The 11236-nt window shown below is 64.7% G+C and carries 15 protein-coding genes; 14 read left to right on the top strand and 1 reads right to left on the bottom strand.

Annotation, left to right across the window (positions count from 1 at the left end; genetic code table 11):
- The first annotated feature begins 190 nt into the window (after positions 1 to 190).
- Positions 191 to 586 (top strand): cytochrome c, encoded by a 396-nt coding sequence (locus tag GY937_11410; protein MCP5057318.1) that lies wholly within the window; start codon positions 191 to 193, stop codon positions 584 to 586.
- 46 nt (positions 587 to 632) lie between these two features.
- Here the strand turns inward: GY937_11410 and GY937_11405 are convergent, their stop codons facing one another.
- Positions 633 to 1190 carry a TetR/AcrR family transcriptional regulator gene (locus tag GY937_11405; protein ID MCP5057317.1) on the bottom strand — a complete coding sequence of 186 codons (558 nt, stop codon included), beginning with the start codon at positions 1188 to 1190 and terminating at the stop codon, positions 633 to 635.
- Between GY937_11405 and GY937_11400 the strand changes: the two genes are divergently transcribed.
- The 13 genes from GY937_11400 (at position 1173) to GY937_11340 (ending at position 11101) form a co-directional block, all read left to right on the top strand.
- Positions 1173 to 1490, top strand: coding sequence for a hypothetical protein (locus GY937_11400; protein ID MCP5057316.1), 318 nt, complete (start codon positions 1173 to 1175; stop codon positions 1488 to 1490). The genes GY937_11405 and GY937_11400 overlap by 18 nt on opposite strands.
- A gap of 107 nt (positions 1491 to 1597) precedes the next feature.
- Positions 1598 to 2368 carry a 1-acyl-sn-glycerol-3-phosphate acyltransferase gene (locus GY937_11395; GenBank protein MCP5057315.1) on the top strand — a complete coding sequence of 257 codons (771 nt, stop codon included), beginning with the start codon at positions 1598 to 1600 and terminating at the stop codon, positions 2366 to 2368.
- Positions 2361 to 2648, top strand: coding sequence for an acyl carrier protein (locus tag GY937_11390; GenBank protein ID MCP5057314.1), 288 nt, complete (start codon positions 2361 to 2363; stop codon positions 2646 to 2648). The genes GY937_11395 and GY937_11390 overlap by 8 nt, the downstream gene beginning before the upstream one ends.
- A 48-nt stretch (positions 2649 to 2696) precedes the next feature.
- Complete coding sequence (locus tag GY937_11385) at positions 2697 to 3620, top strand: hypothetical protein (GenBank protein MCP5057313.1); 924 nt, start codon at positions 2697 to 2699, stop codon at positions 3618 to 3620.
- A complete protein-coding gene (locus GY937_11380; GenBank protein MCP5057312.1) occupies positions 3617 to 4846 on the top strand; it encodes a beta-ketoacyl-ACP synthase in 1230 nt (409 codons plus the stop codon). Before GY937_11385 ends, GY937_11380 begins: the two co-directional genes overlap by 4 nt.
- A 1-nt stretch (position 4847) precedes the next feature.
- Positions 4848 to 5573, top strand: coding sequence for a glycosyltransferase family 2 protein (locus tag GY937_11375; GenBank protein ID MCP5057311.1), 726 nt, complete (start codon positions 4848 to 4850; stop codon positions 5571 to 5573).
- Positions 5570 to 6196 carry a DNA gyrase subunit B gene (locus tag GY937_11370; GenBank protein ID MCP5057310.1) on the top strand — a complete coding sequence of 209 codons (627 nt, stop codon included), beginning with the start codon at positions 5570 to 5572 and terminating at the stop codon, positions 6194 to 6196. The genes GY937_11375 and GY937_11370 overlap by 4 nt, the downstream gene beginning before the upstream one ends.
- A 99-nt stretch (positions 6197 to 6295) precedes the next feature.
- Positions 6296 to 7963 carry a formate--tetrahydrofolate ligase gene (locus tag GY937_11365; GenBank protein ID MCP5057309.1) on the top strand — a complete coding sequence of 556 codons (1668 nt, stop codon included), beginning with the start codon at positions 6296 to 6298 and terminating at the stop codon, positions 7961 to 7963.
- 214 nt (positions 7964 to 8177) lie between these two features.
- Positions 8178 to 8387 carry a hypothetical protein gene (locus GY937_11360; protein MCP5057308.1) on the top strand — a complete coding sequence of 70 codons (210 nt, stop codon included), beginning with the start codon at positions 8178 to 8180 and terminating at the stop codon, positions 8385 to 8387.
- A 505-nt stretch (positions 8388 to 8892) separates the two neighbouring features.
- Positions 8893 to 9642 carry a hypothetical protein gene (locus GY937_11355; protein MCP5057307.1) on the top strand — a complete coding sequence of 250 codons (750 nt, stop codon included), beginning with the start codon at positions 8893 to 8895 and terminating at the stop codon, positions 9640 to 9642.
- A gap of 56 nt (positions 9643 to 9698) precedes the next feature.
- Complete coding sequence (locus tag GY937_11350) at positions 9699 to 9893, top strand: hypothetical protein (GenBank protein MCP5057306.1); 195 nt, start codon at positions 9699 to 9701, stop codon at positions 9891 to 9893.
- Between the two features lie 30 nt (positions 9894 to 9923).
- Positions 9924 to 10427 carry a hypothetical protein gene (locus GY937_11345; protein MCP5057305.1) on the top strand — a complete coding sequence of 168 codons (504 nt, stop codon included), beginning with the start codon at positions 9924 to 9926 and terminating at the stop codon, positions 10425 to 10427.
- A complete protein-coding gene (locus GY937_11340; protein ID MCP5057304.1) occupies positions 10424 to 11101 on the top strand; it encodes an alpha/beta fold hydrolase in 678 nt (225 codons plus the stop codon). The genes GY937_11345 and GY937_11340 overlap by 4 nt, the downstream gene beginning before the upstream one ends.
- Positions 11102 to 11236: the final 135 nt, after the last annotated feature.

Genomic DNA, 11236 nt, shown 5'->3' with positions numbered 1-11236 from the left:
AGGTGACAGTCTGTGCGGTAGTATCCGGCTTCATGAAGGGGCCCTTGTTGAGGGGAAACGCGTGTCGCAACACGTTTCTACCGCAACTGGGGCCTTCTTCAATTCAGGAACGCGACTTCTTCATGAATTATTCGGGCTAGATGGGGCTCTCGCCCAGGGGAGAGGTGGTGACGTGATCTGGCGACAAGGCGTGGCGTTGGCTTTTGGGGCGATCGTGGCCCTGGCGGCTCTGGGGTGTGTCGACCAACGGACCGAAGAGGTGGCGGGTGCCGCCTTGTACGAGCGGCATTGCGCCTCGTGTCACGGGCTCTCCGGCCAGGGCGACGGGCCGCTGGCGACGTCCCTGAAAGTGGCGCCGGCGGATCTCACCGGCCTGGCTCGGCGATCCGGCGGGAGCTTCGACGAGTCCGCCGTGATGATGGTCATCGACGGACGTCTACTCGTGGCCCAACACGGTCCAAGGGAGATGCCGGTCTGGGGTGCGGTCTTTGCCGAGGAGCACGTGGGTGAGCCCTTTGCGATCTACGGCGCGACGCTCGACGCGAGGGCACTGGCGGATCATCTCCGAACGCTTCAGATCGAGTAGCTCTCCGCGGATCCACCGGAGCGGGAGTCGCCTTCCTCGTCTCCGCCTACGCTCGGCGCGCGAGTCCCTCGAGGAGCAGATCGAGGCCATACTCGAACTCCTCCTGGAAACCGAGGTTCGCGACCTCGCTCGCCATGGATGCCACGTTTGGATGCTCGGTTGGTGATACGGACGCGTAGCCCGAGCGCATCTCCTCCTGCCACTCGGCCTCGCTCGGTCCTTGTGCGCGCACGTGCTCGTTTACGGCGGCGACGCCGGTGATGAAGCGGATGACCATCATGAAGCCGCGTGTCGCCTCGCGCGCGTCGAGTCCCATCTCTCGGAGCAACGCAAGGCAGGCTTCGGTGAGGCTTACGGTGTGGGGCCCAAGCGTGGTCCGGGTGGTGGCGACGCGCATCGCTACGCCCGGGTGGGCGTCGAGGCAGGCGAGAAAGTCGACGCACATCCGGTGCAAGCGCTCGCGGGCTGTGCCCACATCCGGAGCTGGCGCTTCGAGCCCCGCCATCGCCGCATCGACCATGGCGTCGAGCAGGGCGTCTTTATCCCGGAAGTGCCGGTAGATGGCCATCGGGTCGACCCGCAACTGATGGCCGAGGGCCCGCATGGAGAAATCGCCGCGCGCGTCCGCATCCTCAACCACGAGGTGTGGGAGGCCATGGGCCTGCCGGTCGAGGAGTGCGTCGCGGCGAGCATGGATTCGCCCTTCGCCAAGGAATACCGAAGACGCCTTTTCAAGAAGATCGTCCCCAACGTGAAGAGCCTGGGTCTCCTCTCCGACCGTCAGCGCGCCCGCTTTGCCGATCTCGGGATTCTCCAGTTCGAGGGCGGCACGAGTAGCGACATCGACCAGGCCATCGAGGAAGAAAAGCGCCGCCAGGCCGGCATGGACCGCGCCGCCGCCTAGTCGGCCCCCACGGGGTCGGCCGACACGATCTGGCGAAGCCTTCCACAGGTCAGATCCGGTACACTGCCTGGCCGGGCCCGCATCACGGCCCACACGGGTTGGAGCCGTTGGCCAAATCAGTCGATCGCTGGCTGCGCATCCTTGGGACTGGCGCCTCGTTCGCCCTCTTCGGGGTGGGTTCGCTGTTCCTGGGCCTGGTTGCCTATCCGGTTCTCTCGGTCCTTCCAGGCGGTCGGCTGCAGCGCGAACGTCGCATGCAGCAGTTGATCCACCGCTCGTTCCGCTTCTTCGCGGGCTTCATGCAGGGCGTCGGTGTGATTGCGGTCGATCTGCGCCAGCCGGAACGCTTGCCGGCGGAAGGCCCGAGCCTGGTGATCGCCAATCACCCGACCCTGATCGACTACGTGCTCCTGGTGGCCCACATGCCCCAGGCGGATGTGGTGGTGAAGCGGTCCCATTGGTCGAATCCATTCACCCGGGGTGTCGTCCAGGGTGCTGGTTACGTCCCGAACGATACGGGGGAGGCGACCCTCGAGGCCTGTCTCGAGCGGCTCCGGGCCGGGCGCATCGTGCTCCTTTTTCCGGAGGGCACCCGCGCACCCCGCGGCGGGTTGGGTCCGTTCCAGCGTGGCGCCGCTCATGTCGCCCTGGCTGCTGGCATTTCAGCGTTGCCGGTCGCGATTACCTGCCGTCCGCCGGGCCTGATGCGCGGACAGCCCTGGTACGATGTACCGGAGAGCCCCATGCAATTCACACTCGACGTAGGTGAGCCGATTCCGACGCTGGCCGAGGCCGGAGGCCGAGGACGCGCATCGCGCCACCTGACCGCGGCTTATCGCGAGCATTTCGCAAAAGAGTTGGGCTTGGCAGATGGCTGACGCATCGAGCATGAGCCCGGCCGACGTTCTGGCCATGTTGAAGCGGATCATGGCGCGCGAGTTCGAGCTTGCCGAAGATGAGATCCAGCTGAGTTCCGGTTTCGAGGAGCTCGACATGGACAGCATCGATGCCGTCGATCTCGCAGTTTCAGTAGAGGAAGAGATCGGATTCCAGTTCCAGACGGATGATCTTGCGGAGCTGCGAACGATCCAGAACGTGGTCGACTTGATCTGCGGCACACGTAGCTCGGCGGCACAGGCGACGCGGACGACCGAGTAGATGGCAAAGAGTGCCGGTCAATGGAGTCGTATCCAAGAGCGGGGCTCCATGTGGGGTCTTCGTCTCACGGTGATCAGCGTTCGAACCTTCGGGCGCTTTCTCGGCGTTCCCCTCGTCCTGGGCGTCGTCAGCTATTTCTTCGCGACCGATAGGAAGGGTCGCGCCGCATCACGGGCCTACCTGGAACGAGTACACGCCAACACTTCTCCGGAACCGGAATGGAAGCCGGGGCTCTGGCAGAGCTTCCTCCACTATCGGGAGTTCGCCATATCGATCGCGGACCGGGTCGGCTTGTGGGGCGGGCGAATGAATACCTTCCAATTCGCATTTCACGGTCGTGAGCACTTCAAGCCCTTTCTCGAAGAGGGGCGAGGCACGATCGTGTTGGGTTCCCATCTTGGAAGCTTCGATGCAATGCGCGCACTCGGGGCCAGGGACGGCGTGCCCGTGAATGTGTTGATGTACACGCGCCACGCTCCGAAGATCAACGAGATCTTCCGAGAAATCTCTCCGGACGTGGAAGTGCGCGTGATCAGTGCCGAGCCGGGCTCGGCGCGGGCGACGTTCGAGATCAAGGCCTGTATCGAGCGGGGAGAGCTGGTGGCGATCCTCGCCGACCGCGTACCTCCGAGTCAGTCGTCATCTTCGGCGCCGTCCCACCAGTCCTCGAGGGTCTGTCATGTTGATTTCCTTGGCGGGCGGGCCGCGCTTCCAGAGGCTCCGTTCCAGCTGCCTGCCATTCTCGGGTGTCCCGCTGTCATGATCGTGGCTCTGCGAAGTGGACCCGGGCGCTACGAGATCCATGCGGAGCCGCTCGCATCCGACGGCGAGCGGCGAACAGGGGCGGCACGCGCAAGACGCGCCACGGAGCTCGCAGAACGCTATGCCCAGTATCTGGAACGCTACTGCGTGCTGGCACCGCTCCAGTGGTTCAATTTCTACGATTTCTGGGCGGAGGGTGATCCGCGATGAAGCGGGTCGTCGTCACAGGTATGGGCGGCCTGTGTTCGCTGGGATCGGATTGGGTGACGGTGCGTGCGGCATTGTTGGCGGGTCGAAACGGCACGAAGGTGATGCCCGATTGGGAACACATGGCAGGGCTCAAGACTTGCCTGGGTGCGCCGGTCCCGGATTTCGAGATCCCGGCGAGTTGGCCGCGCAAGAAGACCCGAAGCATGGGCCGGGATTCGGCGATGGCGGTGCGCGCTACGGAGATCGCCCTCGAGGGCGCAGGCTTGCTCGGTAGCCCGGAGCTCAGCGATGGAACGACGGGCGTGTCCTACGGCTCGACGGCAGGAAGCCCCGGTGCACTCGATACGTGGGCCGAGAGCTACTACCAGAAGAACAGCTTGAGTGGCATTGGCGCCAATCAGTATGTCCGCTTCATGAGCCACACCTGCGCTGCGAACCTGGCACAGTTCTTTCAGCTGCGCGGCCGGGTCATCCCGACGTGTTCGGCGTGCACCTCCGGGAGCCAGGGGATTGGCTACGGCTACGAGGCCATCAAGTACGGCCACCACGAGATCATGGTCGCTGGGGGCGCCGAAGAGCTCGGCCTCATGGATGTCGCGGTGTTCGACATCCTGTTCGCGGCCTCGACGCGCAACACAGAGCCCGATCAAACGCCCCGGCCCTTCGATGTGGCACGGGACGGGCTGGTCTGCTCCGAGGGCGCAGCGACGTTCATCCTCGAAGAGCTGGAACATGCGCGGGCACGCGGCGCCACGATCCATGCCGAGGTAATGGGCTTCGCGACCAACTGCGATGGTCGGCATATCACCAACCCAGACGCAGGTGGTATGGAGAAGGTGATGCGCCTCGGTCTGGAGAGCGCAGCGCTCGGTTCGGAGGCCATCGGCTACGTGAACGCCCACGGAACGGCCACGGAGGTGGGTGATATCGCCGAGAGCCAGGCCACGGCCGAGGTTTTCGGCAAGGGCGTTCCCGTAAGCTCGTTGAAGGGTTTTCTCGGCCACGCGCTCGGCGCCTGCGGCTCACTCGAGGCATGGCTCTCGATCGAGATGATGCGCGACGGTTGGTTTGCACCGAACCGAGGCCTGGAGGAGCTCGATCCACGCTGCGGGGAGCTGGACTACATCCGCGACGAGCCGCGAAAGCTCGAAACGCAAATCCTGATGAGCAACAACTTCGCCTTCGGCGGCGTCAACACGTCGTTGATCTTCGGACGAGATGTCTGAGATGTCCGCGGTTCGCATCTGCGCTCTGCTGCCGACGTTCGACAATCCCCGCACGGTCGGACGGGTCGTCGGCGAGGTGCGAAAACGTCTGGAGGATGTGATCGTCGTCGACGATGGCAGCGGCGATGAGGGGCGGGAAGTAGTCGCAGCCCTCGCGCGGGACGGGCTTGCGCGGGTGGTTCGACGCGAAGCCAATGGCGGAAAAGGCGCGGCGGTGAAGACGGGGTTCCTTGCAGCCCGTGACCAGGGTTTCAGCCACGCCCTCCAGATCGATGCGGACGGGCAGCACTGCACGGATGACCTGCCTCGATTCATCGCGGCCGCAACCGAGCGGCCTGAGGCATTGATTCTCGGTGCACCGGTCTTCGATGAGACGCAGCCCTTCGGGCGAGCCGTGGGCCGACGGATCAGTCAGTTCTGGGTAAACTTCGAAACCGGGGGACGAGTGATCGAAGATCCCCAATGCGGATTTCGCGTCTATCCACTGGAAGGGGCGTTGGCGGCGGGAGCCCGCGGCAATCGAATGCAGTTCGACCAGGAACTACCCGTGCGCATGATCTGGCAGGGCGTTCCGGTCGTGAATCTCCCCACCCGGGTTCGCTATTTGACCCGCGAAGAGGGCGGAGTTTCCCATTTCCAGATGTTCCGAGACAACCTGCGGATCTCGGCCATGCACACGGGTCTCGTCTTCGAGAAGCTGATGCGGTTCGCGCAGGCACGAACGTGAAGTGGTTCCGGGTCGCCCTCGCCGTGGGCTACCCATTCCTGGTCTTTGCGGGCCTCCAGTTCCTTGCGGCGCGCTGGGTCGCCCTGGGTGTCGCCTCCCTGTTTCTGTTGCGCTGGGTGACGAACTGGCATTCGCCGTCTCGAGAAGACGTGCTTCGGGTACTGGCACCCGTCGCACTCGTGGCACTCGTGTTGGTCGCTGCGGTCGCGTTGAACGACGAACGTGCACTCTTGTTTCTTCCGGTCGCCGTGAATGTCGCACTTCTGGTTTCGTTCGGACGAACACTCTGGTCCGGCCCGCCACTGGTAGAGACCTTTGCCAGGATGCAGGTGCCGGATCTTCCCTCGAACGAGGTGCGCTACTGCCGAAGCGTTACGATCGTCTGGTGCGCCTTCTTCATTGCGAATGGCCTCGCTTGCGGTTGGCTCGCTCTCTACGCATCGACCTGGATCTGGACCGTCTACACGGGTTTCGTTTCCTATCTCCTGATTGGCCTGCTCTTCGTGGCTGAGTTCCTCGTGCGATCGTGGCGTTTCGGTCGTTATGCCGGTACGCCCGTGGAGCCCCTCCTTCGGCGCATCTTTCGGCCGCCTCCGGATGAGGAAACCAACCCTGGTGCGTAGCGGGTTCTGCGTCTGGGCTGTGTCGGGTTGGACGTACGCCGTGGCCCCGGCCCTTCGAGTCGATGCGGCAGTTCCTCAGCTCCCGCTATCGTCGGGTACATGACGACCGACATCGAGATCGCCCACGCCGCACGCCTCCGTCCGATTGCAGAGATCGCGGAAGACCTGGGACTCCGTGCCTCGCAGATCCGCATGTACGGTGAGGACATTGCCAAGCTCGATCCGAGTGTGCTTGGCGAGCCGCGCCGTCGTCCCGGTGCGGGACGTCTGGTCCTGGTCTCTGCCATCACACCCACGCCTGCGGGTGAAGGCAAGACGACCACCAGCATCGGGCTTGCCCAGGGGCTCGCCCGGCTCGGTGAGTCCACCTGCCTGGCCCTGCGCGAGCCCTCGCTCGGGCCTTCGTTGGGGATGAAGGGCGGTGCAACCGGCGGTGGGCGAAGTCAGCTCCTGCCCATGGATCGCATCAACCTCCACTTCACGGGCGATTTTCACGCCATCACGACCGCTCACAACCTGTTGGCGGCGTTGCTCGACAACCACCTCTACTTCGGAAACGAGCTGCAGATCGATCCGCGCCGGATCCTGTGGCGTCGCGTGATGGACATGAACGACCGCGCGTTGCGCGACATGATCGTAGGTCTCGGTGGCAGCAAGCAGGGCGTGCCGCGGGAAACGGGCTTCGATATCACGGCCGCCTCCGAGGTGATGGCCGTGCTCTGCCTGGCCGAGAACGAGGCGGATCTGCGCGCGCGGCTGGGTCGCATCCTGATCGGCTTCACCTACGACGGCCAGCCGGTGACGGCGGAGAAGCTCTCGGGCTCGAACGCCATGCTCGCGCTGCTGCGCGACGCCTTGTGGCCGAACCTCGTGCAGACCCTCGAAGGCACGCCTGCGCTCGTCCATGGTGGACCGTTCGCGAACATCGCTCACGGCTGTAACAGTGTGATTGCCACGCGCATGGCGCTTCACCTCGCGGATTGGGCGATCACCGAGGCGGGCTTTGGCTTCGACCTTGGAGCGGAGAAGTTCTTCGACATCAAGAGCCGCGTTGCGGGGCTGGAGACCGCCGCAGTGGTCCTGGTTGCCACCCTTCGCGCGCTCAAGATGCACGGCGGGGTCGCGCGGAAGGAGCTGGCTGCGACGAATGCCGATGCGGTGCGGCGCGGGCTCCCCAACCTGGACAAGCACCTGGAGAACATCCGCCATTTCGGTGCGGCGCCCGTGGTGGCGTTGAACCGCTTCGCCAGCGACGACGAGTCGGAGATCGCCGTGGTACGAGAACGTTGCGAGGCACTAGGTGTGCCTTTCGCCGTCTCGGACCATCACGGCCACGGTGGGGCTGGCGCCGAAGAATTGGCCCGGGTCGTCATCGCCCATGCGGATCTGGAGGCGTGCTTCACCCCGCTCTACGAAACCGGGGCCCCCATCCCCGAGAAGATCCTGGCCGTGGCCCAGAAGATGTATGGCGCTACCGGCATCGAGCTGACCCGCCAGGCCCGCCGCGAAATCCGGGATCTCGAACGACTGGGCTACGCGTCCCTGCCCGTCTGCATTGCCAAGACCCCGGGCTCCCTTTCCGACGACCCCAAGCTTCGTGGCCGGCCGGACGGCTTCGAGGTCACCGTGCGCTCTGTTCAGGTCAATGCCGGCGCTGGTTTCCTGGTGGTGCTCACCGGCGACATCCTGCGGATGCCGGGTCTGCCCAGGCGTCCACTGGCCGAGCGCATCGGTCTGATGGATGGTGAGATCACCGGCCTCGAATAGCGGCGATCTACAGTGCCTTTGAAGGGTTGAAAACCACCCATAAGCGTTCTGGGTAGATTTCGGTACCCTCGGCCGTCGAGCAGTCGTTCACTGATCCAGGCGGCGACCCCCCCCAGGGGGCCTCTCCAGCCGCTTCGCTCCGTGGTCCAGAAGACGGCAACGGCCCGGTCGGCGAGCCGTCGGACTCAGCAGGGCCTTCTCGAAAGGGGGCAACATGGCACGATCCAAACGAATGTCAGTGCAGAAGCGTCTTCGCGAGAAGAAGAAGGCGGAGGCCGCCGCGCTCAAGCGCGAAATGCGAGCCCAGCAACGCTCGGCACCCCCGGTGGAAGACGACACCCCTCGCTCGGAAGTAGCCGACCGCGAGGCGCTCGAAGGCTACGGCGTGATCGTCGAGCCCGAGGAAGACGCAGCGGACGCCTGACCCGTTCACCCAGGCGCACGGGGAAAACACTTCTCGGGATTGTCACCGTCTGGTGTATTCTGGGTTGGTTCCTCGGAGGACGCCATGGAAGACACGCCGCCCGGCCCAGGTTGCCGGGGTGGTCCCCCGGCCAACCCCGCAAGCCCCGCATGTAGGGCGCAGGCGTCCCGCAGTCGCATCGTCGGTCGGCACTGACCGGTTGGAGCGATCGGAAGCGCTTGGGCCGGCATGCTGGAGCGTTCGGTTACGAGTTCGGCGCAGGAGCGCGCAGTGCGCCAAGGGCGCGCCCGCGTGCGAAGGAGCACGACGGTAAGGGACGAAGGAGTTCGGGCAGCCCCCGCTCGAGGCTGGCATGCCCAACCCCTTCATGTGTCCCTCGGCGAGCGCTCCGCGCCGGGCTCCCCGGGGAAAAGGCAGCTCCAGGCTTGGAGTTTCCCCCAGGAGCCCCGTCGCCCGCCCGTCGATCTCCTCACGCTGTTCGTCTGATTGGTCGATACGCTCGGCGATGCAGACTCTCGGCGCCCTATGCCATGTCTTCTACGGGATCCTGAGCCTGGTCCTCGGCTTTCGGCTGCTGCTTCGGGGCCTGCGCACGGAGAGTGCGGCTGAGCGTCTGCTGGGTCTTGCACTGCTCGGGCTAGGGGGGATCGGGTTCCTGTGTCTGCTGGTCCCCGCGGCAATCGATCCCGAAGTCCAGACGCCTCTAACCATCGGGTTCAGCGTGGTTGGCCGGATCCTGATGGATTCCGGCATGATCGCCATGCTGGCCTTCACGGTGGTCGTCTTTCGTCCCGGTGAACCATTGGCCCGGCGGCTCGCCCTGGCATTGGCCGTGATCCTTGCTGCCTCGGTCGTCGGCATGTTTGCTGGGGGCGATTGGTGGGGAAGGGACGTGTCGAGCGTCGCATACTGGGTCGAGATGCTGGGCGCGCAGTGCGTGCTGGCCTGGGCTGTAGGCGAAGCCTGGAACTATCGCGCGAAACTTCGCCGCCGGGCGGCTCTCGGCCTGGCCTCCGATCCGGAGGTCCAGAACCGGGTCCTGCTCTGGGCCGGGTTCGGGCTGGCCCAGTTCAGCATGATGGCCGCCGTAGCCCTGTCTACCTGCATCTATGCCTCGACAGGCCGGATCGTTCTCGGCCTCGATGCGGTCATCTCGGCATGTGGCCTTTCGAGCGCTCTGTGTCTGTGGCTGGCCTTCTGGCCTCCTCAGGAATTTCGTGTCTGGCTGAATCGATTTGTATCACAAAGTACTTGATTGAAGCGCATTTCGTGATACAAATAGGTCTCACGTGCCCAGCACAGGAGACCCAGATGAACGAGCAGAACCGAGACACGATCAAGAACGTTACGGACGGAATGGCGGATGTCGCCGCGACATGGCTCCAGGTCGGTCTGAAACTGAGCGAAACAGCAATTTCCGTAGCGGCCGACGGCCTCCAGGCCACAGCGGAGGCGATCTCGACCCTTGGGGAAGAGACGAGCGACCAGGATCGGCACGACAGCTAGTCGTATCACTACGTGCTACAAGTCGAACCCATGGCCGATGACGAACGGGATTCGCGGGCTCTGGTACCCGAGCGGGCGACCGCTCGAAAGGAGCGGGTGCTCCACACCCGGGTACCGGAGGTCCTGGCCCAGGAGCTGAAACGCCTGGCGGAGGGAATGCGGGTGCCCGTCTCGAACGTGGTGCGCGCCTACCTCGAGGAGGCCGTGGACGCTGTTGCGAACATGAGTCACCGAGCCGAGGGAGAACTCCAGGGCCTGGCGGATCGGCTCGGTGAGCGGCCCGTGCGCGCCTCTCACGGACGAGGGGCCGAAGAGCCCGAGCGGGAAGCCCCTGCGACTCCGCCGTCCGCTCCGCTTGCGGGAGTGGTCGGCTTCCAACCACTGGTGCTCGCGCAGACCACGGTCTGTGCTCTCTCCGGCCGTGAACTCAGCGCCGGAGAGCAGGCCTACCTGGGGATTCGAAGCGGCAACGGACCGCCCTTGATCATCGCTCCCGAGTGTCTGCCGCGAAGCTTCGAGGAACCCACGGAATGAGTGTCCTGCGCGAACGCCCCGGGAAGGAGGCCCTTTCATGGGTCGCACAGGGGGCGCTCTACGGCTTCGGCTACATCCGTCCACGTTCGCGGCGGAAGCCGCCGCGTGAGGTGGATACGCTCGTATTCGTTCACGGGCTGGCGATGAACCGCGCGAGCTTCTTTCCGCTCCAGGGCTACCTGCGCCTGATGGGCTACGACGCCCAGAGCTCGCGCAACTTCGGTATCCCGGATTCGATCGAAGCCATGGCAGCGGCGGTGGGCCGGCTCGTCGAGCGCGCCGCGCCGGAAGGGCGTGTCACGATCGTTGGCCACTCGATGGGTGGCCTGGCTGCGCGTTGGTATGTGCAGCGGATGGGTGGTGATGCGCGGGTCGATCGGATCGTCACCCTGGCCACGCCGCATCGGGGAACCTATCTGGCATCGAATGCTCCCACCGCCTTGTTGAACCAGTTCGATCCCGAGGGTCCATTCATCCGCGCTCTGAACGCTTCGCCCATGCCGCCCAGCGTCGAACTCCACTCGATCGTCGCGGGACAGGATCTGATCGTGATTCCCCGCGCCGCGGGTGAGGCGCCCTTCGGCGAGAGCGTGACTTTCGACGATCTCGGCCACATGGATGTCCTGCTTTCGCCGCGGGTCTTCGCGGCGGTGCACCTGGCGCTCCGGAACTAGTGATATGATTCATAAATAAAGGGCACTATTGGACTATCCACGTTACCCTCGCGGCGAACGGCCAGAGGGGCACGATGCGGGTCGCAGCCGAGATTCACCTCAGCAAGAGCCAGCGGGCGACGCTTCAGCAATGGT

It is taken from the genome of bacterium, assembly GCA_024228115.1.
Lineage (GTDB): Bacteria > Myxococcota_A > UBA9160 > UBA9160 > UBA6930.
The sequence above is the reverse complement of the archived record's forward strand: the minus strand, read 5'-3'. Positions and strand labels throughout refer to the sequence as shown.